The organism is Paenibacillus naphthalenovorans (genome assembly GCF_900099895.1).
Lineage (GTDB): Bacteria > Bacillota > Bacilli > Paenibacillales > NBRC-103111 > Paenibacillus_G > Paenibacillus_G naphthalenovorans.
The window spans coordinates 92,042-114,192 of sequence record NZ_FNDY01000010.1; the positions used below are offsets into that span (position 1 = coordinate 92,042).

23 protein-coding genes are annotated in these 22,151 nt (G+C 52.1%); 5 read left to right on the forward strand and 18 right to left on the reverse strand.

Going from position 1 to position 22,151, the window contains the following annotated elements:
- Positions 1-9 precede the first annotated feature (9 nt).
- The 9 genes from ptsP to BLT35_RS12360 form a co-directional block, all read right to left on the reverse strand.
- Positions 10-1,776, reverse strand: a complete 1,767-nt coding sequence (gene ptsP / locus BLT35_RS12320; protein WP_074728186.1) for a phosphoenolpyruvate--protein phosphotransferase — start codon at positions 1,774-1,776, stop codon at positions 10-12.
- Positions 1,769-3,658 carry a glucose PTS transporter subunit IIA gene (locus tag BLT35_RS12325; RefSeq protein ID WP_062407822.1) on the reverse strand — a complete coding sequence of 630 codons (1,890 nt, stop codon included), beginning with the start codon at positions 3,656-3,658 and terminating at the stop codon, positions 1,769-1,771. Before BLT35_RS12325 ends, ptsP begins: the two co-directional genes overlap by 8 nt.
- Positions 3,659-3,790: 132 nt before the next feature.
- A complete protein-coding gene (locus BLT35_RS12330; RefSeq protein ID WP_062407820.1) occupies positions 3,791-4,513 on the reverse strand; it encodes a hypothetical protein in 723 nt (240 codons plus the stop codon).
- Between the two features lie 133 nt (positions 4,514-4,646).
- A complete protein-coding gene (gene thiE / locus BLT35_RS12335) occupies positions 4,647-5,294 on the reverse strand; it encodes a thiamine phosphate synthase (RefSeq protein WP_054818037.1) in 648 nt (215 codons plus the stop codon).
- A 1-nt stretch (position 5,295) separates the two neighbouring features.
- A complete protein-coding gene (locus tag BLT35_RS12340) occupies positions 5,296-5,724 on the reverse strand; it encodes a CoA-binding protein (RefSeq protein WP_062407818.1) in 429 nt (142 codons plus the stop codon).
- 22 nt (positions 5,725-5,746) lie between these two features.
- The gene (locus BLT35_RS12345; protein WP_082660980.1) at positions 5,747-6,583 is read right to left on the reverse strand and encodes a C39 family peptidase; all 837 of its coding nucleotides are present in this window, start codon (positions 6,581-6,583) and stop codon (positions 5,747-5,749) included.
- 47 nt (positions 6,584-6,630) lie between these two features.
- Positions 6,631-7,926 (reverse strand): 3-phosphoshikimate 1-carboxyvinyltransferase, encoded by a 1,296-nt coding sequence (gene aroA / locus BLT35_RS12350; protein WP_074728188.1) that lies wholly within the window; start codon positions 7,924-7,926, stop codon positions 6,631-6,633.
- A gap of 15 nt (positions 7,927-7,941) precedes the next feature.
- Positions 7,942-8,301 carry a fluoride efflux transporter CrcB gene (crcB, locus tag BLT35_RS12355; protein ID WP_074728190.1) on the reverse strand — a complete coding sequence of 120 codons (360 nt, stop codon included), beginning with the start codon at positions 8,299-8,301 and terminating at the stop codon, positions 7,942-7,944.
- The gene (locus BLT35_RS12360) at positions 8,301-8,684 is read right to left on the reverse strand and encodes a FluC/FEX family fluoride channel (protein WP_062407814.1); all 384 of its coding nucleotides are present in this window, start codon (positions 8,682-8,684) and stop codon (positions 8,301-8,303) included. The genes crcB and BLT35_RS12360 overlap by 1 nt, the downstream gene beginning before the upstream one ends.
- A 123-nt stretch (positions 8,685-8,807) precedes the next feature.
- Here BLT35_RS12360 and BLT35_RS12365 point away from each other — a divergent pair, with 123 nt between their 5' ends.
- Positions 8,808-9,101 (forward strand): rhodanese-like domain-containing protein, encoded by a 294-nt coding sequence (locus tag BLT35_RS12365; RefSeq protein ID WP_054818034.1) that lies wholly within the window; start codon positions 8,808-8,810, stop codon positions 9,099-9,101.
- Here the strand turns inward: BLT35_RS12365 and BLT35_RS12370 are convergent.
- Positions 9,098-9,604 carry a shikimate kinase gene (locus BLT35_RS12370; RefSeq protein ID WP_062410871.1) on the reverse strand — a complete coding sequence of 169 codons (507 nt, stop codon included), beginning with the start codon at positions 9,602-9,604 and terminating at the stop codon, positions 9,098-9,100. The two genes, BLT35_RS12365 and BLT35_RS12370, sit on opposite strands and share 4 nt — an antisense overlap.
- Before the next feature lie 167 nt (positions 9,605-9,771).
- On the opposite strand from BLT35_RS12370, the gene BLT35_RS12375 reads away from it, so the two are divergent.
- Positions 9,772-10,131, forward strand: a complete 360-nt coding sequence (locus BLT35_RS12375; protein ID WP_062407812.1) for a hypothetical protein — start codon at positions 9,772-9,774, stop codon at positions 10,129-10,131.
- On the opposite strand, the gene gnd is transcribed toward BLT35_RS12375, so the two are convergent.
- From gnd to BLT35_RS12410, 7 genes are all read right to left on the reverse strand, one after another.
- On the reverse strand, positions 10,128-11,540 hold the full coding sequence (gene gnd, locus BLT35_RS12380) for an NADP-dependent phosphogluconate dehydrogenase (protein WP_062407809.1): 1,413 nt from the start codon (positions 11,538-11,540) through the stop codon (positions 10,128-10,130). The genes BLT35_RS12375 and gnd overlap by 4 nt on opposite strands.
- Before the next feature lie 67 nt (positions 11,541-11,607).
- A complete protein-coding gene (locus BLT35_RS12385) occupies positions 11,608-12,375 on the reverse strand; it encodes an SDR family oxidoreductase (protein WP_171005874.1) in 768 nt (255 codons plus the stop codon).
- Positions 12,376-12,396: 21 nt separating this feature from the next.
- Complete coding sequence (gene gntK / locus BLT35_RS12390) at positions 12,397-13,956, reverse strand: gluconokinase (protein ID WP_074728192.1); 1,560 nt, start codon at positions 13,954-13,956, stop codon at positions 12,397-12,399.
- On the reverse strand, positions 13,957-15,225 hold the full coding sequence (locus BLT35_RS12395; RefSeq protein WP_062407803.1) for a nickel pincer cofactor-dependent isomerase, group 22: 1,269 nt from the start codon (positions 15,223-15,225) through the stop codon (positions 13,957-13,959). It lies immediately after the preceding gene.
- A gap of 8 nt (positions 15,226-15,233) precedes the next feature.
- On the reverse strand, positions 15,234-16,244 hold the full coding sequence (locus BLT35_RS12400) for a LacI family DNA-binding transcriptional regulator (RefSeq protein ID WP_054818032.1): 1,011 nt from the start codon (positions 16,242-16,244) through the stop codon (positions 15,234-15,236).
- A gap of 181 nt (positions 16,245-16,425) precedes the next feature.
- The gene (locus BLT35_RS12405) at positions 16,426-17,022 is read right to left on the reverse strand and encodes a YkzI domain-containing protein (protein WP_054818031.1); all 597 of its coding nucleotides are present in this window, start codon (positions 17,020-17,022) and stop codon (positions 16,426-16,428) included.
- Positions 17,023-17,444: 422 nt separating this feature from the next.
- Positions 17,445-18,314, reverse strand: coding sequence for a stalk domain-containing protein (locus tag BLT35_RS12410; protein ID WP_254777550.1), 870 nt, complete (start codon positions 18,312-18,314; stop codon positions 17,445-17,447).
- A gap of 188 nt (positions 18,315-18,502) precedes the next feature.
- Between BLT35_RS12410 and BLT35_RS12415 the strand changes: the two genes are divergently transcribed.
- Genes BLT35_RS12415 through BLT35_RS12425 form a run of 3 tightly spaced genes read left to right on the forward strand, consistent with a single transcriptional unit; the run spans position 18,503 to position 21,133 of the window.
- Entirely contained in the window at positions 18,503-19,342 is an 840-nt protein-coding gene (locus BLT35_RS12415) for an ABC transporter ATP-binding protein (protein ID WP_062407799.1), read from the forward strand.
- A complete protein-coding gene (locus tag BLT35_RS12420; protein WP_217437343.1) occupies positions 19,275-20,039 on the forward strand; it encodes an ABC transporter permease in 765 nt (254 codons plus the stop codon). Before BLT35_RS12415 ends, BLT35_RS12420 begins: the two co-directional genes overlap by 68 nt.
- A 47-nt stretch (positions 20,040-20,086) precedes the next feature.
- Positions 20,087-21,133, forward strand: coding sequence for an ABC transporter substrate-binding protein (locus BLT35_RS12425; protein ID WP_054818059.1), 1,047 nt, complete (start codon positions 20,087-20,089; stop codon positions 21,131-21,133).
- 110 nt (positions 21,134-21,243) lie between these two features.
- Here the strand turns inward: BLT35_RS12425 and BLT35_RS12430 are convergent, their stop codons facing one another.
- Positions 21,244-22,011, reverse strand: a complete 768-nt coding sequence (locus tag BLT35_RS12430; RefSeq protein WP_062407797.1) for an SDR family NAD(P)-dependent oxidoreductase — start codon at positions 22,009-22,011, stop codon at positions 21,244-21,246.
- Positions 22,012-22,151 lie beyond the last annotated feature (140 nt).

The following is a 22,151-nucleotide window of genomic DNA, read 5'->3' on the forward strand; positions in this document are numbered from 1 at the left end:
GCGAGCGGGTTAACAGCAGCCGCTTGCCGGCCAATGAGGTTTGGTTTCCTCCGCCAAATCAGTCTCCAGATAGCGGCCGAGCACCTTGATGACAGCGGAGCTGGACGTACATTTGGACAACTCGTCCCATATGCCCTCGGTATCGCTGTATTTGCTTTGCAGCAAGCTGTTTTTCACCTTCAATATGGCTTGGACCGACATGCTTAATTCCTTAATTCCAAGCGACAGCCAGATCGGCAGGGCGCGTATATCCCCTGCGAGCTCGCCGCATACGCTGACATGCGTTTTGAACCGCTTGGCGTTATCTACGATCATCTTCAGCATACGCAGCACCGCAGGATGATAAGGATCGTACAGATGAGCCACCTGTTCATTCATCCGGTCTACAGCCAGTACGTACTGTACCAAATCGTTCGTACCGATGCTGAAGAAATCAACCTCTTGGGCCAGCAGGTCGGAGATCATGACCGATGCCGGCAGCTCAATCATAATGCCTACCTCAACCTCCTCGCTGAAGGGCACTTTAGCTTCCCTCAACTCCTGCTTGGCTTCTTCCAGCAATTCATTTGCCCGATGCAGTTCTTCTAGGCTGCTGATCATCGGATACATGATTTTGACGCTGCCGTAATGACTGGCCCGGAGGATGGCACGCAGCTGCGTCTTGAACAAATCGGTCCGGTCCAGCATCACTCGTATCGCGCGGTATCCAAGCGAAGGATTCTCCTCTTCGGGCAATGCCAAATAATCCAAATGCTTGTCGCCGCCGATGTCGAGCGTGCGGATCACGACCGGCTTCCCTTGAAGCCGCTCGGCGACCTCACGGTAAACAACAAACTGCTCCTCTTCTTGCGGGAAGGTGCTCCGGTCCATGTACAAAAATTCCGTCCGGAACAGACCCACGCCGGATGCCCCGTTGCGGATCACTAAATCCAGCTCCTTCACCGAGCTGATGTTGGCTGCAAGATTCATCTGCCAGCCGTCTTCGGTTTGGGAAGGCAGGTGCGCCAATTTTTGCAGCTGTTCCTGGATCGCCTTCCAAGATTCCCTTCGCGCTTCGTACTGCCGAATAATTTCTTCCTCCGGATTGACGTAAACGATCCCTTCATCTCCGTCGATGATAAGGTAATCTCCGTTTTGAATCGGCGTTTGCAGCTTTCCCTCAAGCCCAAGCACATAAGGCACGCTCATGGCGCGGGCCATGATGGCCACGTGCGAGGTTTTGCCCCCCATCATCGTAACAATCCCCATCGTTTGATTGACGTCAAGATGAACCATTTGGGAAGGAATTAATTCTTTAGCTACCAGAATATACGGCTGATCCTTAGGAGGGAGCGTCTCTTCGAGCGCTCCGAGCAAATGCTTGAGCAGTCGGTTGCCGACATCCTTAATATCCAGCGCCCGCTCCTTCATGTAATGATCGTCCAACAGATCGAACATGTTGACAAATTTATCAATCGCTTCCTTGACCGCTACCTCCGCAGCCTTATACTGGCGCTGCATGATCCCTTGCACTTCGCTCATAAAGATCGGGTCTTCAAGGATCGCCAGGTGAGCGTCGAAAATTTGCGTCTGCTCTTCGCCCAGTACACTGACGAACTCTTGCTTGATCTGCTCGATCTCCACCTTGGAATGATGGATCCCGTCATATAACCGTTCGAATTCATAAGCCAAATCCGCAACGTCGATCAGCTTATCGGGAAAGTCCCATTCCCATGTCGGGATGACAAAAGCTTTGCCCATGGCAATACCGGATGATGCTCCGATTCCCTCAATCAAAAGCGTTCCCTCCCTCTGTGACGGCATCCTTGAGTACGACCGACATAACGGACGCCTGGCCTTTTTTCACCGTTTTATAAGGCGCAAAGCTCCATGACTTGACCTTATCGACGTTGGTGATCAGCATTGGCGTCGCCAGCGATTTACTGTTCTTTTTCACCCTGTTCAAATTGAACCGAACCAGCAGCTGACCAGGCTCCACCTGGTCTCCTTCTTTAACGAAGCAGGTGAAATATTTCCCCTGAAGATGAGACGTGTCGATACCGATATGCAGCAGTACCTGAAGACCATGTTCCGTTTCGATACCAATCGCATGAAGCGACGGATATACATGGATGATCTTACCGCCCACAGGAGCTACGAGTTCCCCCTTTTCAGGGAGAAAAGCTACCCCGTTGCCGACGATCTTCCCGGCAAAAATTTTGTCCGGCACTTCTTCCAGCGGAATCATGCGGCCCTGCATGGGCGAGTTGAACAGGACTTGCTTAATGTCCCTGCGCAGCGCCTTATTGATTTCCTCACGGATCAGCTCGGAATAGGTGCCGAAAACCACCTGCACGTTCCCCCCGCCCAACCGGATGACTCCGGCTGCGCCCAGATGCTTAAGCGCCGCGGTGTCCATCAGACGATCGTTGACGAGAGTCAGACGAAGGCGGGTAATGCAGGCTTCAATGTTCTTGATGTTGTTCTTTCCCCCCAGGGCCTGCAGAATCAGCGGGGAACGATAAGGAATATCCCCTGCCCACTCTTCCAGCTGCGAGCCTTCCTCGCGGCCGGGTGTAGGGATGCGGAATCGGCGTATCGCCCAACGAAACAAGACGTAATAGACCATTCCGTATGCCAGACCGATCGGGATGAGGAGCCAGCCGTTTTTCGCCAGGTGCAGGTTGATTAAAAAGTCGATCGCGCCTGCCGCGTAGGAGAACCCGTGGTGGATGTCCAGAGCAAATGCAATCCACATCGCAAAACCGGAGAGAATGGCATGCACAATAAAAAGATACGGCGCCACGAATAAAAAGGCGAACTCGATCGGCTCCGTCACACCGGTTAAAAAACAGGCAAACGCCGCGGTTAAAAATGTGGCGCGAACTTTCGGCTTCAAGTCTTCGCGCGCTTCATGGATAATGGCCAGCGCAATGGCCGGGAGCGCAAACATCATGATCGGATATAACCCGGCCATATAGAACCCTGCTTCGGGATCGCCGGCAAAAAAACGGGGCAGGTCTCCGAACACCGGCTGACCGTTAGCGTCGTAAGCCCCTAGCTGGAACCAGAAAAAATTATTAAACACGTGATGAAGACCTGAAGGCACCAACAGCCTGTGAATGATTCCATACAAGAAGGTCCCGAATCCGCCCAGACCCAAGATGACATTCGTCAGCGCTTGCATGCCCGATTCCAAAGCAGGACCTATATGAATCATGACCACGATCAGAATAAAAATGGCCAGACCCATAAGCAGCGGCACCATCCGCGGGCCACCGAAAAATTGTATATATTCGGGAAGCTGAATATGCTTCACCCGATGATAAATTACCGCCGCCAGCAAACCGATCAGAATCCCGCCCGGAACTCCAAGCTGGAACGATTCGCCCAAAAAATGCTTCAGCGATTCACTGAACATATAATGCCCAATTAAGGCCGACATTCCCGCTATGCCCGCGCTCTCCGTCAGGCCGAGCGCAACGCCCACGGCAAAAATCAGCGGCAAATAAGTAAAGATCGTCGTCCCGGCCATCGTTAAAATTTCCCCGATTTGGGGCAATTGCATTTGTTCCCAAGGCAGCGAACCGAGACGCAGCAAAATGGCTGCAACGGGAAGCGTTATCGTGGGCAGCATCAAAGATCGGCCAAGCTGCTGCAGGTTTCCCATCCAATTCAAAGCAAGCCGCTCCCCCTTTCATATTAAGATCGTAAGGCTTGGACACTTTTTTGTCAAACAATGAAATGAAGCCTCCGCAAGAAAAAAAGAGACGGAAATGAATATCCGTCCCTTTTAACCAATCCCGATAAATCAGACTTGATATCTGTTGATGCTGCTGACATTCACCCCGAATTGACTTTGAGACGGCTGTGTGGAGTCCGAGCGCAAATAGGCGTCATGGCCTTGTTGGTCTCCACGGTAGTTCGCCGTGTGATAAGACTGCGGGTTTTGATATTGTCCGTATTGTTGTTGTTGGTTGGAAACGCCGAATTGTTGGCTTATTCCCGCGTTGTACTGGCTGCCGAATTGGCTCGATTGACCGGCAAACCCGCTGTATTGGCTTTGGGACGGCTGGCTGGAATCCGAACGCAGGTAAGCATCATGACCCGCTTGATTCCCGCGGTAGTTCGCCGTATGATAAGACTGCGGGTTCTGGTATTGTCCGTATTGTTGTTGGTTGGAAACGCCGAATTGTTGGCTTATTCCCGCGTTGTACTGGCTGCCGAATTGGCTCGATTGACTGGCAAACCCGCTGTATTGGCTTTGGGACGGCTGGCTGGAATCCGAACGCAGGTAAGCATCATGACCCGCTTGATTCCCGCGGTAGTTGGCGGTGTGGTAAGATCCGGCGTTTTGATTAGAACCGAAAGACGAATTCCACTGATTGTTCGTTCCTTGGTTCAAGGATTGGTTATACTGGGATTGAACATAGCCCACCGGTTGGTATTTGGTTTCATACCCGCGGTACTGGGAACCGTAATGAGCTCCTGCCTGATTTTGAACATTGTTTTGGAAGCCCTGTTGATTATACATGAAAATCCTCCTTGAATGAGATTAAGAAGTCTTCCGGTTCCGGCGCACATTCGTCCGTTCTATTCCGAAAGCCTTTCTTATTTTCTTCAAGGAGGATTTTTTTTATAACCTTGCCGGATCTTTTTTTCAATCGTCAGCGTGCGCCAAGCACTTCCAGCTTCAGCCGTTCGGCGGCAAGACGCGGATCCCGGCTATGAACAATGGCGGATACGACGGCTACGCCGTCCGCACCGGCCGCTACAACGGGGGCGGCTTGTCCGTGTCCGATTCCCCCTATGCCAACCATGGGAATGCGGCTCCAGCGCTGCTTGATTTGGCCGAGAAGCCGGGTGCCGATCGGCTCGCCTGCATCGCCTTTGGTCAGTGTGGAGTAGATGGCCCCGACACCCAGATAATCCGCCCCGTTCTGCACTGCCCATTCCACTTCTTCCATCGTCCCTGCGGAGATCCCGACGATGGCGTCCTTGCCCATCAGCCTGCGCGCCTCCGAGCCGGGAAGATCGTCCTGGCCTACATGAACGCCGTCGGCTTCAAGCAGTAAGGCAACGTCTACCCTATCATTAACAATAAAGGGAACGCCGAACTCCCGGCATAATTCCCGGATCGGCCGGGCCTCCTTCAGAACCCGGGATAACGGCGCTTTCTTCTCTCTGAGCTGCAGCATCGTAATGCCGCCTTCCAAAGCAGCCTTCGCCGTTTCAAGGGCGGTTCTTCCCTCATAAGCGTCAAGCCCCATAACCAAATAAACAGCTAAACGATTTTGCAGGTTTTCCCGAAACAACTTACTTCCCTCCAGGCAGCAAAATGGAATCCTCTACCTTGATGCAGCGGTCCATAATCACTTCAAGCCCCCCGGCTTTGGCAATATCCGCCGCTTCTTCATTGTAAATGCCCAACTGCAGCCACAACACCTTAGCTCCGATACGTACCGCTTCCTCAGCCACCGGAACCGTTTGTTCGCTTCTCCGGAAGACGTTGACGATATCGACCGGTTCCGGGATATCCGCCAGCGATTTGTAGCAAGCTTCACCCAGAATCGTACCGTTGACCATCGGATTGACCGGAATGATGCGGTAGCCCTTCTTTTGCATGGCCTCCGACACCATATAAGACTCCCTGTCGGGCTTGTCGGACAAGCCAACCACAGCAATATTCTTTGCATTCACCAATATTTCTTTAATGGCCTCGCGAGACGGATTTTGAAACGGCATCCTGCTCACTCCTTATCACATATTATTTTGTATAGCTGAGCGCCTGGCTCCCCATCGCTTCCCAGGTTGCCAAAAATTGTGTTTTTTCAATCTTGTGCTTGCCTTTTCCCGACAGGGGATCATTCACATACACATACTCCTCGTCAAAGCCCACAAGCAATACGGCATGCACCATGAAGGTGGATTGAAACGGTCCGATCGGCGTATCCCATACGACCCATTTGCTCGGCACTTTATAATCGATGGTCGTCCACACCACAGAGGGAATGCCTTGAATCAATTGATCTTCAAGCTTAGAGAACGGCTCCCGCGTCATATCGACAGCCGTGGGCACATACGCCTTCAGCAGGTCGAACAATGCCGTATGATAAATGCTGAAGCCTTTGCCCGCGCCCGTCACCTCTCCGACAAAACCCAGGTTCGGGTTGCCCCAATAAGCGATAGAGCCGTCCTTGTTGTAACGGATCGGAGTTGCATCCCGCTTCATCTCTTTGGCAAGCTCCATCTTCGATTTGTTCACGCCGTAATACTGAAGCAGCATCGTCAGGCTTGTGACCTCGCAGCCGGAAGGGAGCTCCGGAAGCTGGCGGACAACGGGCGCGTCCAGCACGACGCTTTTGGGTCTGGGTTCTGCCGGCTTCTCTACTGCAGCATCGGCGTTATTCCCGTTAGGGGTCGGAGTTCCCTGCGCCGATTGGTCCGCATGGACAACGGGTCCGCTTAAAACGGGTTCATTCAACCATGCCTGTCCGGTGATTTTGCCGTATAACAGGACGGCAAAAACGCCGCTGGCGAACAGCAGTCCCGCAATCAGAAAGAGACCTAACGTAACTTGAATACCTTTCCACAAGATGGTCATCATTTAAACACCGCCTGGCCGCAAACGGATTATTCATCCTGGCTTTTTTATTCCTGTACGAGCTCGATGTTCGCACCCAGAGAGAGGAGATGTTCAAAATATTGCGGGTACGACTTGGCTACATGATGCGCATCGTTAATGACAAGACCCTTATCCGAACGCAATCCTGCAACCGTCAGCGCCATAATGACGCGGTGATCGTAATGCGCGTTGATTTCCACGCCGCCGGCAATGCCTTGCGGACGACCGTGGACAATGATTTCGCTTTGTCTTTCTTCCACATCCGCGCCCGCCTTGCGCAGCTCGGTTACGAAGTCGGTAATACGGTCGCATTCCTTATAGCGAAGATTCTCGACATTGTAAAAACGGGAAGTGCCTTCCGCAAACAGGGATGCCGCCACCATGGCCAGAACGGCATCGGTAAAATGATCGCCGTCAAACTCACCGGCCTTCAGCTTTTGGCTGCCGCGTACGCGAACGACATCGTTCTCGTGAGTCAAGTTCACGCCCATCGCCCGCAGCACGTCCACCACGGCTCGCTCTCCCTGCTTGCTGTCCTTGGAAAGGCGAAGTACCGAGACATCCGAATTTGTAACACTGGCTGCAGCCAGTATCGCAGCCGATCCCGGATAATCGCCTTGTACTACATACTTTTGCGGCAGATATTGCTGTCTTCCGGGAATTTTGTAATGCATCAGATCGTCGGAAGCTTCGATCCGGATGCCCGCTTGCGCAATCACTTCGAGTGTCTGCCCTACAATGACCTTGGATTTCAAGTCATGAAGCACCGTAATTTCACTGTCTTCCTCCAAAAGCGGCGTCATGAACAAAAGCGAGCTTAAAAATTGCGAGCTGACGTTGCCGGAAACCGTGATCTTGCCGCCGCGCGGCTGCCCGCCGCGGATCGTAATCGGAAGCTTGCCGTCCCGATGCTCCACCTGGACACCCATTTGCTGCAGAGCGTCGATCAAGTCGTCATGAGGTCTTTTTCCGAGTGAGTCCGGATAGGTATTCACAAAGGTCACTTCGGGGCAAAAAGCGGCCACGGACATCAAAAATCGCAGCACAGCCCCCGCATTGCCAACGTTCAGCTCTTTCACATGTTTAGGATTGCGGCCGAAGCCGCGAATCGTCATTTTCTCATCGTCCTCTTCAATCACCGCTCCCAGATCACGGATGCATCGGCGCATCGCATCGCTGTCCTCGCTGTGAGCCGGGTAGTACACGGTGCTCGTTCCATCCGCCAGTGCGCCGATCAGCAAATAGCGAGTCGTGTAATTTTTGGAAGACAGCGCATTGATCGTTCCTTCCAGGCGCGGCGTTGGTTTAACAATTGCTCTCATCGTAAGTATCTCTCCTTATATGATGTATCCTAAATAAACAAAGGCTATCCCCGCCGTATAAGTGAGTCCCATATATATCCAGGCGGAACGCTTGCGGCCTTGCGCCATCAGGTCCCAAGACTCCAGCTTGAAAGTGGAAAATGTGGTGAAAGCCCCGAGAAATCCGCTTCCGAGCAGAGCCATCATCCGGGTATCCGCCCCATGGCCCCATAGCCAGCCGAGCAAAAAGGCTCCCAGGACATTAACTGAAAGCGTACCGTAAGGAATCGGGCCGGGAAACCGCTTGGCGATCCTCCCGCTCATCCAATATCGGCTGATCGCTCCCCCGAAGCCTCCAGCGGCCACCAAAACCATATACAGCAATGTATTCGACATCACTCGGCAGAACCCCTTTTCGCAAACAGGACATGGGAACGTCGGCCAAGATGAACGCACAACAGCCCGCCCCATAAGCTGATCAAAAAGTAAACCGCGGTGCTTGCATACTGTCCGTGCCCAAGCAATTCAAAAAACTCCCAGCTTAGGGCGGAAAACGTCGTGAACGATCCGATAAATCCCGTCGTCACGGCAGCTCTGATCCGGGGATACCGGCCCAGTCTCACAGAATAAGCGAATCGGCCCAGCAGCAAACAACCGGCAAGATTGCACAGCAGGGTCCCCCAAGGGAAATGTGAGTTCCCATGGTTTAAAGCAAGAGACATCCCGTAGCGGGCCAAGGCTCCGGCCACACCCGCCAGACCTATGTATACTGCTGTCATCTCTATATCCCTCCTGGTGTGCGGCATGAATAGGTTTGACACAGCTTCTATTTTTTCATTATGATGAAATCGTTATGATGAATTCATTCGCCATAAGGCTATCCCCATAAGGAGGACTATTCCATGCAGACGATCACTCCAGCAGAAGTCAAACAGCGAATCGAGAGCGGCGAGAAGCTTTTTATTCTTGATGTCCGCGAACCGGAAGAAATCGCTCTCGGGATGATTCCGGGCGCGAAGTCGATTCCCCTCATGCAAATTCCCGAACGGCTTGCGGAAATTCCGCAGGATGGAGAAACGATTCTCGTCTGCCGCAGCGGCAACCGAAGCGGCAGAGCCTATGAATACCTGGAAGCGCAAGGCTTCAAAGGACTCAAAAACATGACCGGCGGGATGCTGGAATGGGAAACGCTCTAAGCGTTTCCTATTCTGCTGCATATGATCTCGACGATGCGGTCTACCGGTAAGCCATCCGTATCCACCTTCAAATCCGCAAAGTCGTAAGCATGTTCCCTGCTTTTCGCAATGTGTTTTACCCGTTCCTCCAGATGACCTTGAAGAAGCGGGCGGCTTTGATCCCCTTTAACGCGCTCGATAATAGTCTCTACCGAGGCAAAGAGAGCAACGACAAACCCGTTCTCTTTCATGGCAAGGCGGTTCAGTTCAAGCAGTACCGCTCCGCCGCCCGTAGAGACAACCTGCTCGCTTCGCTTCAGCACATTCCCTATGATTTCGCTTTCCGCCTTCCGAAACGCCTCTTCTCCCAACTTGGCAAACATGTCGCTGATGCTCATGCCTTGGCTTCTTACGATCTCTGAATCCGTGTCGACATAGGTCCAGCCCAACTTGGCGGACAGCGCTTGTCCTACTGTCGATTTGCCCGATCCCATCAAACCGACCAGTACAATATTGCGGTTCATTTCCATGCTGCACCTCTGGCTAAAGTCTTTAAACTTACCCTATCATATCACAGCTTGTCCCAACGTGAATAGAAAGTTTAGTGAACACATATGATGGATGTGAATAAATCCCAGCTTAAACAGTCAAGCTGATAATGCTGTATAGCTGCGAAAGGAGATCCTTTATTATGGTACCCGATGCCCTCTCGAACCCGAAGGTTCCCGCACCCTTGGCAACAGATCTGAAGCTCCAGCAAATCTTAGATTCTTCCACGCCCCTTTGCAAGGAAGACATTGTCTGGATGCTCGAATTCATTAAAAAAAAGGTGGCCGAGGAAGATCCGAATTTAAAAGATCTTTCCCAGCCACGACTGCTTCAAAACTTTCGCTATTTTGCTGAAATCGCCCTGATGCTGATTCAACGGCGCAACGGATTCGATCAGGATGCCGACCGGCTGAAGCTTTGGCTGGCCGAGGCCTCTTACGGATTGCATCCGGCCAGAACCCGTTCGCTCAGGCAGGCCGCTCTAAATGATGAGAAGGCTTAGTTTTCCATCCATTGGTAATGGAAGGTTCCTTCTTTGTCCACGCGCTTGAACGTATGAGCTCCAAAATAGTCCCGCTGCGCTTGCAGCAGATTAGCAGGCAGACGCTCCGTCCGATAGCTGTCGTAATAGGCCAGCGCGGAAGCGAAGGCTGGCACCGGAATGCCGCGGCTAATGGCGGTCGCCACCACGGTTCTCCATGCTTCCTGATAGTTTTCCACGATCCCCTTGAAGTACTCGTCAAGCAGAAGGTTTTTAAGTTCCGGATTGCGGTCATACGCATCCTTGATGTTTTGCAGGAATCGGGCGCGGATAATGCAGCCGCCGCGGAAAATCATGGCGATGTTGCCGTATTGCAGATCCCATCCGTATTCTTCGCTTGCGGCTCTCATTTGAGCGAAGCCCTGTGCGTAGGAGCAAATTTTGCTCGCATACAGCGCTTTGCGCACGGCTTCGATAAATTCCTTGCGGTCGCCTTCGAATACTGCCAGCTTCGGACCGTTAAGCACCTTGCTTGCGGCCACCCGTTCTTCTTTCATGGCGGAAAGGAAGCGGGAAAATACCGACTCGGTGATGATGGAAAGCGGCACGCCGAGATCAAGTGCGCTTTGGCTGGTCCATTTGCCTGTTCCCTTTTGGCCGGCCGAGTCGAGAATGACATCAACCATCGGTTTGCCCGTTTCCTGATCATATTTGGTGAAAATATCCGCCGTAATCTCAATCAGATAGCTGTCCAATTCGCCTTTGTTCCAGTCGGCGAATATTTCATGAAGCTCCCGAGTATTAACGCCCAGGACGTCCTTCAGCAGCTGATAAGCTTCGCAAATCAACTGCATATCTCCATACTCAATTCCGTTATGCACCATTTTGACGTAGTGGCCAGCGCCGTCCGGACCAATGTATGTGCAGCAAGGGTCGCCGTTTACTTTAGCGGAAATGGCTGTCAGAATCGGAGCCACCAACTCGTAGGCATCCTTCTGTCCTCCTGGCATAATCGCCGGTCCTTTCAAAGCGCCTTCTTCGCCACCCGATACGCCGGTACCGATAAAACGGAGGCCGTGCGCCTGCAATTCTTTATTACGGCGCTGCGTGTCCGGGAAGAACGCGTTGCCGCCGTCGATGATAATATCCCCCTGCTCAAGATGGGGAATCAACTGATTAATCGTATCGTCGGTCGCCTTTCCGGCTTGGACCATGATCAAGATTTTACGCGGTTTCTCAAGCGAAGCGACGAATTCCTCAATGCTGTATGTACCGACCAATCGCTTGCCCGGCGATTCGGACAACAGCGCATCGGTTTTTTCGCGGGAACGGTTGTATACGGAAACGCTGAATCCTCTGCTTTCGATATTCAAAGCCAAATTCTTGCCCATGACAGCAAGTCCGATTACGCCAACCTGTTGTTTCGACATAAGTCTCTCTCTTCCTTCCTTATCCTTATTGAATTGCTGACGATTTCAAAAAGAAAAGCAGCTCTCTCTAGATCGTCATCGCCCCGAAGCCCCCGTCCACCCGAAGAAGGGCTCCCGTAACAAAGCCGGACGCCTTCTCCGAGGCCAAATACACGGCAGCCCCCTGAAGCTCCTCCGCTTCGCCGAACCGGTTCATCGGCGTGTGCCTCATGATCGCATCAACCCGGTCGGGCGACAGGATCTTACGGTTCTGCTCAGCCGGGAAGAAGCCTGGAATAATAGCGTTCACGCGCACTCGCGCCGGCGCAAATTCGCGCGCCAAAAACTGCGTCACGTTGTTGACCGCCGCTTTGGAAGCGGAATAAGTGAATACGCGGGAGAGCGGAGGCTCGGAGGAAACGGAGGAAATATTGATGATGCTGCCTCCCTCGCCTTTATCAACCATATGCTTCCCAAAAATTTGACAAGCCAACACCACGCTTTTCAGATTTACATCCATGATCGCATCCCATTCGTCCATCTGCAGCTCAAAGAACGGCGTCGGGCTGTTCATTCCGGGACAGTTCATCAGCACGTCGCAGCGGCCCGTCCAAGCCAGAACCTCCGACAATACCCGCCTCAGATCGTCTGCGTTGGTCGCGTCGGCAGAGAAGCATCGCGCTTTACCTCCCGCCTCCTCCACACGCTTGGCCACCTCTTCGGATTTCTCCATGTTGCGTCCTACAATCGCCACATCCGCGCCGTGTCCGCCCAAGCCGACTGCCATGGCGCCGCCCAAAGTACTGTTGCCGCCGATGATGACGGCTGTTTTTCCCGTAAGATCGAATAAATTCATGCTCATGGTCGAAAAGCCCCCTTAGGATTGCGTGTGCGTCAATTGGAAAGCGGCGATGGCATCAAACTCGTCCTTCAACTGATGGTACACACGATTATAAATTTTTGTCAACTGTCGATATATTTCGTGGTTCCGCTCACTGGCCTGAAGCGACTGTTCCACATGCATCCAATCATGCACGCTGGAGAAGTCTGCGATCTCTCCAAGCGCCAGCATGCCTAACTGGGCCGCCCCGAGACCGGAACTCTCAATGGTATTCGGTACGGCGACGTCCGTGCCAAGCACATCGGCCATCATCTGCAGCCAGAAAGGCGATCTTGCAAACCCTCCCGAGGCGCGCACTTCCCTGGTCGGACCGCCCAGCTCCTCAAGAGCCTTCACGACCGAATGGATCCGGTACATGACGCCTTCGAGCACGGCGCGAATCATGTGTTTCTTCTGATGATACAAGGATAATCCGAAAAAGACGCCGCGAGCATTCGCGTTCCAATAAGGCGCGCGTTCTCCGGACAGCAGCGGAAGAAAGATCAATCCGTCCGAGCCCGCAGATACTTCGCGCGCCAGCGCCGTTAAGTAATCATACGGATCCATTCCGCGGCGCCGGCCTTCTTCCGCTTCCGCCGTGGCTAACTGGTCTCGCACCCAGCGGAACATGATGCCACCGTTGTTGATCGCCCCTCCGACGACCCAGAAATCCTCCTTTAAGGCATAGCAGAACAACCGGCCTTGCGGATCTGTCACCGGCTCGCGCACGACGCCTCTCACAGCGCCGCTTGTCCCTATAGTCACGGCATACACTCCCTGGTCCAGGGCTCCTACGCCGAGGTTCGCCAGAACGCCGTCGGAAGCCCCCACTACAAATGGAGTATCTTCCGCGAGCCCCATCGAAGCGGCAGCATTCGCGTTCATGCCCTGCAGGATGCAGGTCGTGGGTACCGGGTCAGACAGCTGTTCGCGTCGAACGCCGCAGGCCGCGAGCGCTCCTTCGTCCCATTCCAGCCTGCGCAGATTGAACAACCCCGTAGCGCTGGCTATGGAATAATCGATGACCAGCTTACCGAACAGCCTGGCAAATACATATTCTTTAATTCCGATAAATTTGTAGGCCTGATCGAACAGGTCGGGCCGATGGTCGCGGAACCACATCAGCTTAAGCAGCGGGGACATCGGATGAATCGGCGTTCCCGTATTCCGGTAAATATCAAGTCCATTTAACTCTTCTTTCAGCACCTTCACGTAAGCTGCACTGCGGTTATCCGCCCAAGTGATGCAGCGTGTCAGCGGCCGCAGTTCCTTATCCACCGCCATCAGACTGTGCATCGCCGAGCTGAACGATACACACAGCACCTGCCCCGGCAGAACGGCGGCTTTGCGTACCACCGTACGAACAGCGGTCAGCACCGCTTGGAAGATTTCATCCGGATCCTGCTCGGCCATATCAGGCGCAGGCGTAAACAAAGGATATTCCACGGAATGAGAAGCAAGCACTCTGCCGCTCCGGTCGATCACAAGCGTTTTGGTGCTCGTGGTGCCGATATCCGCTGAAATGATATAAGGCTTTTGTACTGACGAACCAATCATTTAAATCAAGTTCCCTTCCTTGTTGAATGGCAAGTCGTATGGTTCGGTTAAAATCTCAATGTCCGGATGAAGCCTTGCTTCTTCCAGCAAATTCACGGAAATCTCGATTTCACCGAGGTGCAGCGTGTCTTGAATCCGTACCAAGCGGCATTTGGTATAATCCAGAATGTTGCATGTTTTTATTGCGGCTTTGATGGCGTAAAAATCGTTTTCGAGCGTCGTCGCAATTTTGGTCGGCGCACAAACGGTAGACGTCAGGCCATTGGCATACGTGGCAGCCAGATCCATTTTATCCACCAGGCGCTGGGTTGTAAAATCGGCCGTTCCCACCCCGTTTGCATTGCCTTTGGTCTCCGGCGTCGTATCGAGGACAACCATCTTGGATACGTCCGGTCCGCCATGCGCATAAGGCGTAGGATAGCGGCCGGTCACGTTCGGGTCCATGCCGTCTCCGCTAATATTTTTTCCGATATAATCAATGACCAGCACATCGATTTGATCGAATAAAATTTTAGGCAGCCGTGCTTTGGCGATCTTCAATAGTTCGATCTCGCGCTCCTCGATTTGCTCCGCGGGCAGAACCTCGACGATACACGTTTGGTCATAGGCGTTCTCAACCAGCGCAATTCCGAATACGATCGGCAGTTTGTCCAGCATAATGCGCGCCATGGCAGGCACATTCTCCGCCATATATTTAAATCCGAGCTGATGGCACGCTTCCGCCCCCTTCTGTTTGCCGAGGCCGATGGAAATCATTTTCATAATTCCGCTTTCGATCGGCCCGCGGAAGGCGGTGTGCGGTTTCACACGGTTAATAACGATAATCGCGTCCGCTTCCGAAGCATACTTGTCCACATACACCGGCAGACCGTTGGGAAGCTGATCGATCTTCACCACTTCCATGGAGGAACGGATCGGCGCGCCCATCGCTTCCTCGGTTATGCCAAGGTGATGGAGCACCTCCCTCTGCCCCTCAGCCGTTGCTCCTCCGTGGCTTCCCATGCACGGAACGATAAACGGGTGCGCTCCCGCCTGTTTAATCGCATCTATCGTCGTTTTGGTCAACGCGGCGATATTAGCCACGCCCCGGCTGCCCACAGCGACGGCGACCTGCTGCCCCGGCTTGATTCGGTCGATCGCCCCGGGCTTCCCAAGCTCTTTAACCAACTCTTCGACCGGATTCTCCAGCTTGTCTCCATTGAATTTTTGCCGGATCTTGACTACTTGCGGAATCGGGATATCTTGAAGCAGTTCTCTTAATATGCTCATTGCTCTTGTCAGCCTCCTGCGATGGTTTTGACAGAGTCCCGGATGACGAGCTCCGTGTGAAAGTAGACGGTCTCATGCTCCAATTGCTTGCTTTCAATAAACGCAAGCAATTTTGCCGCCCCCGCCCGGCTCATCTCTTCGATCGGTCTTCTGATCGTCGTCAAAGCCGGCGTCATGAAAGCGGAGAACAGTTGATCGTCGAAACCGACGACCGAAAGGTCGTCCGGCACCTTGAGCCCGCGTTCGGTTATGGCTTTCACGGCCCCGAGAGCCATATCGTCATTGCAGCAAAATACGGCTGTGGGACGCTCCGGCAGATCCAGCAGCCGGTTCATCGCGGCATAGCCGCTTTCCAGATCATAATTTCCCTGCGCCGACATGGCTTCTGAAAACGCAACATGATATTTCCTTAGCGCTTCAAGATAACCGTCGCGGCGGGATTGAGTCGATTTGAAGCCTTCCTTGCCTTCAATAATGGCAATTCTGCGGTGCCCCTGTTGAATTAAATACTCCGTCATCCGAAAGGCTCCGCTTTGATCGTCCGGCACAACATTCATGACCTGGACGTCCTCGATTTCACGGTTCAATACGATAAGCGGAATGCCTTTCTCCGCGGCATATTCAATGAACGGCTGGTCGCTTGCGCTTTGGCTCATCACGATAATGCCGTCGAAGCTTTTCCGGTTCACCTGATGAAAGCTTTTGTAGTCGTCGATCCCGCGAACGATCAAATTATATTCATCTTTAATGACGTCATTCACGCCTTTGATCGCCTCGTACAAAAATCCTGCGGAAGTACCCGTACGCAGAGTCGAAAAAAACAGCCCCAGGTTGTAGGAACGATCCAGCACCAAACTGCGGGCGCTGTAATTGGGCGTGTACTGCAGGCTTCCGGCAATCGCTTTGATCCGTTCCTTCGTTTCCGGATTAATCAGCGGACTGTCGTTCAGCGCCCGGGAAACGGTTGTGTGCGATACGCCAGCCAGCTTGGCGATATCCTTGATCGTAACGCTGCTCATAATCCAACCACCTCTTTGCTGTAATCATAACACAGAATTGCACACGTTAACAATGCTCTTTTTATTCATCTTTCTTTCGTCACGCAGACCTCTTTTTACCGTTCCTTTCCGCTGCATTCTTCATTCAGGCTGACATACGAAACGGCCCATGCGGATACACAGGCCGTTTCACATTTCGTATTCACATTTCAAGCAGTAGCATTTCATGCCTTAGCTCCTTCAACCTTTCTTTACATGCATCGGCGGTTTCGCGGTCTCCGTTCTGCAGCGCTTCGTGCAGAACGGCCAGTTCGTAATCAAGCTCCAGCCTCAACACCGGGATACGTTCATCCGGACGTCTGGAACGGAACGCCTGCATCATTTCCTCCACCGTTACGACAGGTTCTTTTTGGAATAACACTTTATGCTCCACCCCCGAGATTTCCACCATCCGAATGATTTGGCCGAACATGATGTTTTCGATCAGGATTTGCCGGTCTTTAAAGCGTTTGACGACAGCATGACCTCGTGTATCCCCGATCATTTTCTCCATGAGCTCCGCGAGCTTCTCATCCTTAAAGGAGTAGTTGCCAACAATCTTGTACCTTTCTCCTATCCTTTGGAATTTTAATTTTACCAGCTTGCGGCCGGTCCGGATGGAAACGATAAATTGCTGATCACTTTCATTCCAATACAAGGAATAACCTTCTTGTATAAGTGTTTTGATGAAGTTACGGATTAGCCGACGATCAAATCGTAACTCAAGGTTGCAATATTCCACTTCATGACTTTTACTCACGGCAATCCCTCCTCAGGTAGAATAGCAAGAACAAAGTTTCATCGGTTGCGTTGAACATTGCTGGGTCAGACATTGTCTATGATAACGACGAGTAGCGGATCCAACCTGCAATATCTTTGATAGAATTTTCTGATTTTTCTGTTTCTTAGTTCTATCTTATTATGAATCATATGTTTTAGCAACTTGGATTATTGTCTTTTTTTACGAAATTCGAACCTAATTTTTTGAATGGCCTGGCACAGGGAAACAAGAGGAAGGAGAAACTGAGGCCGATAAACAGCGGAAGGCTTGTAAAACAAAACATCGCCCAGGAGTTGTTTCCTGAGCGAGAACGTGTTGAATTTATCCTATTGCGGTACAACGCTATATACCGGGTTGTATAGACGGCAAGCGGTAACGCTTCATCGGGAGTCTCGGGAAACTTAAGGATTCTCCCGCTTGATCGCTTCGTCCTCCAGATCCGTCTTCGAGTAAATATTCACTGTATAGCTCGTATTCAGCCAATCGGAGTTTTTATTCACCTTAAGCCGGTCTTTCCAATAGCGTTCGAAAACGTAGCCATCCTGCGCGCGTACCGTTTCCAGATAGTAATAATCGTACATATCCTCTTCGCCTGTTACTTTATCGATAATGATTGGCTTTCTATACATATATATGTTGTCGTAATTCGCGACAAGGGTGTTTTTAACATGGCTCCGCAGCATTTTCAGCTTCTCGGGATGAAGCTCCCCATTGATGACATACGATTCGTAGTCGGCGGAATACACCTGTTCAGGGGTCTCACGCAGCCTTTTATTCAATTCGCTCTCACTGATGAATAATGCGCCTGTCAAGCGCTCCTTGGCCTTATTCAGACCGTTGGTGTCTATACCCATTCGCTTGACGTCCGACTCCCGGTAATACGGGGCATAGTTGGTCGAACTGTTGTTGTATGTAATCAGCATCGGGTATTCCGCCCCGAGATATTTCAGTGTGATGGAATACGGATTATAGAGCTCGATGGATTCATAGTTCGGATTCCGCTCCTCCACCTTCTGCTCCGGGTTGATCCGGCTGTTAATATAAATCGTTTTGGTCTCGCCCCTCCACAAGACGTTGGCCCCCATCAGGCGTCCCAGTTCAGCTAAAGGCAAATAGCTTTTGTCTTCATAAATCAGCGGCGGGCCCGACAATTGAACAGGCTTGCCGTCCAGCACCAACCGGAAATCCGGACGCAAATAAGCCTCTACCTTCTGCAGCACATCCTCTGCATATACCCCTGCGGTAAAAGTGCTCCCCATTAAAGCTGCCATCCAAAAAACGCGTTTAATCCGATTCATCGTCATTCAAACCTTTCTATTCATAAGGAAAATAATGGACATACTTATATACAATACGACATATTTCTGTCGAAATCCTGCAAAAAATGGTGTTGACAAGACTTTTAATTCCTATAAAATTAGTTGGTATGATTGTTCGCATATCAAGGAGAGTGACCACGTTGATTGAAATCAAAAACGTCAGCAAAACGTTTCATCAGCGCACGGGAGGCACCTTTACGGCCATAGACAATGTATCGCTCACGATCAACAAAGGCGAATTCGTTTCGCTGCTCGGACCTTCCGGCTGCGGCAAATCGACCTTGTTGAATCTCGTTGCCGGACTGGAGCAAGCCGAGCAAGGGACGATTACCGTGAATGGAAAACCGTGCAGTACGCCGGGGCCCGACCGCGTCGTTGTGTTTCAGGAACATGCGCTGTTTCCATGGCTGACGGTTCTCGATAACGTAGCCTTCGGTTTAAAACAAAAAGGCATAGGAAAAAAAGAACGCGAAGCTTTGGCAATGGAGCAGATTAAAGCGGTACACCTCAGCAAGTTTGCCGACCGTTATCCCCATGAGCTCTCCGGAGGTATGAAGCAGCGGGCGGCCATAGCCCGCGCGCTGGCTATGGACCCTGAAATTTTATTGATGGACGAGCCTTTCGCGGCGCTGGACGAGCAGACCCGACTGATTTTGCATAAAGAATTAGAAGAAATCTGGATGCGCACGCGCAAGACCATTCTGTTTATTACGCATAATATCCGGGAAGCGGTTGTCCTCTCGGACCGTGTGCTCGTCATGTCGACCCGACCGGGCACGATTAAGAAAGAGTTCGCCGTGAGGGCGGCTCGTCCCCGGGATTACTCCGATTCCGTCTTGCACCACGTAGAAGCCAGCGTTATGGAAGCGTTGGCCGATGAACTTGAAAAAGTGGTAAAGGAGGAGATGGGCGATGAGTACAGCATTAAGAAGAAGCCTCTTTCTGATTCTTCTGCTGATAGCATGGGAAGCGGGATATAGAATTTTCGACTGGGGCTGGAAGTTCCCTTCCGTGCTTCAGACCTTCCAGGCATTCTATGACGGGCTGGTTCACGGACAGCTGCTGGAGGCTACCTATCAAAGTTTGAAGAGACTTCTGATGGCCTTTATTCTGGCGATCGTGGTCGGCACGGTGCTCGGCTTTTTGTTCGCGCGCTATCGTCTTATTGACGATACGATCGGCTTTCTGGTCGTTGCGCTGCAGACGATTCCGAGCATCGCCTGGCTCCCGTTTGCGATTATCTGGTTTGGCATGAGCGATTTTGCCGTAATCTTTATCACCACGCTCGGGGCGACCTGGACCATGGCCATGGCGAGCCGGACCGGGATCAAGAACATTCCGACCCTTTATATTAAGGCAGCGCAAACGATGGGCACCGGGAATGGACTGCGGATGTTCTATCAGGTGATGGTCCCCGCCGCTTTCCCCCATATGATGACTGGTGTGCGCGTTGCCTGGGCGTTTGCCTGGCGGGCGCTGGTTGCCGGCGAATTGATCGCCAAAGGCGTGGGGCTTGGCCAACTGCTTCAGGACGGACGCAATCTGGCGGATACGGCGCTGATGCTTTGCATCGTCATTATCATCGCTGTGCTGGGTACGATATCCGACCATTTCTGCTTCAAGCGTCTGGAGGATAAGCTGCTGGTCCGTTATGGCCTGATCAGCACCAAAAAATAAGGATCTTATCGATCCGGTCACACAACCAAAAAGGAGAGGGTTTACAGATGAAAAAAAAATCCGCACTACTCGCATTAGCGCTGTCCGGCGTGCTGGCACTAACGGCATGCGGCGGTAAAACAGAAGCGCCGAATAATGCCGGAAACGACGCTGCCGCGGCCAAGACGGTTCGTCTCGGCATTTTCAAGAACGTGACGCATGCCCCGGGCTATATCGCCCTGGAGCAGGGGTTGTTCCAAAAGTACTGGGGAGATAACGTCAAAATCGAGGTTCAGGCTTTCGACAACGGTTCCGACTTCTCCACCGCATTGGCAACGGATCAAATCGATCTCGGCTTCGTAGGCCCGGGTCCTGCAACAAACCAGTATATCAAAAGTAAAAATTTCCGCGTCATCTCCGGTTCCAACAACGGAGGCGCAGTACTTGTAGCAGGTAAAGATTCCGGTATCAACAGCGTGAAGGATTTGGTCGGCAAGACTGTGGCCATTCCGACCAAGGGCAGTACGAACGAAATTTCGCTGCGTCTTTTGCTCGAGCAGAACGGCTTGAAAGTAACGACGGATACATCCGGCGTGCAAATTATCGCCCGGGCTCCGGCAGACACGCTCATCGCCATGCGCCAAAAGGAAATTGAAGCTACGCTGATTCCTGAGCCGTGGGGAACGCAAATGGAACAGGAAGGCATCGGCAAGGTCATTGTGCCTTGGGACCAAATTCCACCGAACAACGGGAACTATCCGCTCACCATTCTCGTCGCGAGCGATAAATTCCTGAAAGAAAACCGGGAAATGGCGAAGCAAGCGGTCAAGGCCAACGCTGAAGCGATTGAATTTATAAAGAACAATCCCGACAAATCGTATGAGCTGATCAATAACCGGTTGAAGGAGCTCAGCGGCAAAGGGATGGACGTAAACCTGATCAAGGCGGCGCTCTCCCACCTGAACCTGACGACAGATGTGAGCAAGGAAGCGATTGAAGAAATGGCATCCGTCTCCATCAATGCCGGCTACATTAAGGATGTTAAGAAAGAAGAGCTCGACTTGAGCCAATTCCTCGACCTCTCTTTATTGGATGAAGTAAAGCAGGGCAAGTAAAATAAAATGAAAAACGGAGCTGCGCGGCTCCGTTATTTTTTTGCGCCATATGTGAATACGCTTTCGCTTCATTCCGCGCTCGGCGGCAAAGGGACCTGCCTCACATTACATCATCTCATAAGCAGCCCGCCGTTGATTTCGATCGTCTCTCCCGTCACATAGGAAGCCAAGTCCGAAACGAGATACAGTACGGCGCCGGCGACATCCTCAGGCGTCCCTTCACGCTTTAGCGGAATTCCGGCCACTGTAGCCTTACGCGCTTCATCCGTGGTAAAGGTATCATGAAACCTCGTATTTCCGATAAACCCGGGAGATACATTATTGACCGTAATTCCGCTGAAAGCCACTTCTTTTGCCAAGCCTTTGGAATAGGCCATGATCGCTGCTTTGCTGGCCGCATACAGGCTTGCCCCCGGTCCGCCGCCGTTATGCGCGGCAATGGATGTCATGTTGATGATCCGTCCCGCTCCCTTCGCTTTCATGCCGGCAAGAACCCGTTTACACATGAATACTGTACTTTTCAGATTTACGTTCATGATTTTCTCGTAAATCTCTTCGGTCATCCCGGCATTGTCCACGCGCTGCACCAAGTGGCCTGCGTTATTCACCAATATGTCAATCGATCCTCCAAACGCCCGTTCGACCTCGCTTACTAAGCGGTCGATTTGCGCCAGATCGGTCACATCCGCCTGAACCAGCACCGCTTCTCCTCCGGCGGCGCGTATGGCTGCCACCGTTTCTTCTCCCTGGTCCACGCTGCGCAAGCAATTGACACCTACCTTCGCACCGCTTTCGGCTAATGCAATGGCAATAGCGCGGCCAATCCCCACATTAGAACCTGTAACCAAAGCGATTTTCCCTGTCAAGTCAATGTTCATGATCTTTTCCTCCCAAGTTCATATGCTAAGGTCTTCTTCTTCATTAAACTGCAAATTCCCCTTTCTTGTAAATCATTTCTGCTCACAAATGTGTTTGAATGACGGAGCAATTTATTGAACTGAGGGGAAAGGTTAAGAAA

Coding starts and splice junctions, on each gene's coding strand:
- BLT35_RS12330 (WP_062407820.1), bottom strand. CDS start 4,513: ATGTATAATCAACAGGGCTTCCAAAACAATGTTCAAAATCAGGCAGGA.
- BLT35_RS12340 (WP_062407818.1), bottom strand. CDS start 5,724: ATGCCGTTTCAAAATCCGTCTCGCGAGGCCATTAAAGAAATATTGGTG.
- BLT35_RS12345 (WP_082660980.1), bottom strand. CDS start 6,583: ATGACCATCTTGTGGAAAGGTATTCAAGTTACGTTAGGTCTCTTTCTG.
- aroA (WP_074728188.1), bottom strand. CDS start 7,926: ATGAGAGCAATTGTTAAACCAACGCCGCGCCTGGAAGGAACGATCAAT.
- crcB (WP_074728190.1), bottom strand. CDS start 8,301: ATGTCGAATACATTGCTGTATATGGTTTTGGTGGCCGCTGGAGGCTTC.
- BLT35_RS12360 (WP_062407814.1), bottom strand. CDS start 8,684: ATGACAGCAGTATACATAGGTCTGGCGGGTGTGGCCGGAGCCTTGGCC.
- BLT35_RS12365 (WP_054818034.1), top strand. CDS start 8,808: ATGCAGACGATCACTCCAGCAGAAGTCAAACAGCGAATCGAGAGCGGC.
- BLT35_RS12370 (WP_062410871.1), bottom strand. CDS start 9,604: ATGAACCGCAATATTGTACTGGTCGGTTTGATGGGATCGGGCAAATCG.
- BLT35_RS12375 (WP_062407812.1), top strand. CDS start 9,772: ATGGTACCCGATGCCCTCTCGAACCCGAAGGTTCCCGCACCCTTGGCA.
- gnd (WP_062407809.1), bottom strand. CDS start 11,540: ATGTCGAAACAACAGGTTGGCGTAATCGGACTTGCTGTCATGGGCAAG.
- BLT35_RS12385 (WP_171005874.1), bottom strand. CDS start 12,375: ATGAATTTATTCGATCTTACGGGAAAAACAGCCGTCATCATCGGCGGC.
- gntK (WP_074728192.1), bottom strand. CDS start 13,956: ATGATTGGTTCGTCAGTACAAAAGCCTTATATCATTTCAGCGGATATC.
- BLT35_RS12395 (WP_062407803.1), bottom strand. CDS start 15,225: ATGAGCATATTAAGAGAACTGCTTCAAGATATCCCGATTCCGCAAGTA.
- BLT35_RS12400 (WP_054818032.1), bottom strand. CDS start 16,244: ATGAGCAGCGTTACGATCAAGGATATCGCCAAGCTGGCTGGCGTATCG.
- BLT35_RS12410 (WP_254777550.1), bottom strand. CDS start 18,314: ATGGCAGCTTTAATGGGGAGCACTTTTACCGCAGGGGTATATGCAGAG.
- BLT35_RS12420 (WP_217437343.1), top strand. CDS start 19,275: ATGAGTACAGCATTAAGAAGAAGCCTCTTTCTGATTCTTCTGCTGATA.
- BLT35_RS12425 (WP_054818059.1), top strand. CDS start 20,087: ATGAAAAAAAAATCCGCACTACTCGCATTAGCGCTGTCCGGCGTGCTG.
- BLT35_RS12430 (WP_062407797.1), bottom strand. CDS start 22,011: ATGAACATTGACTTGACAGGGAAAATCGCTTTGGTTACAGGTTCTAAT.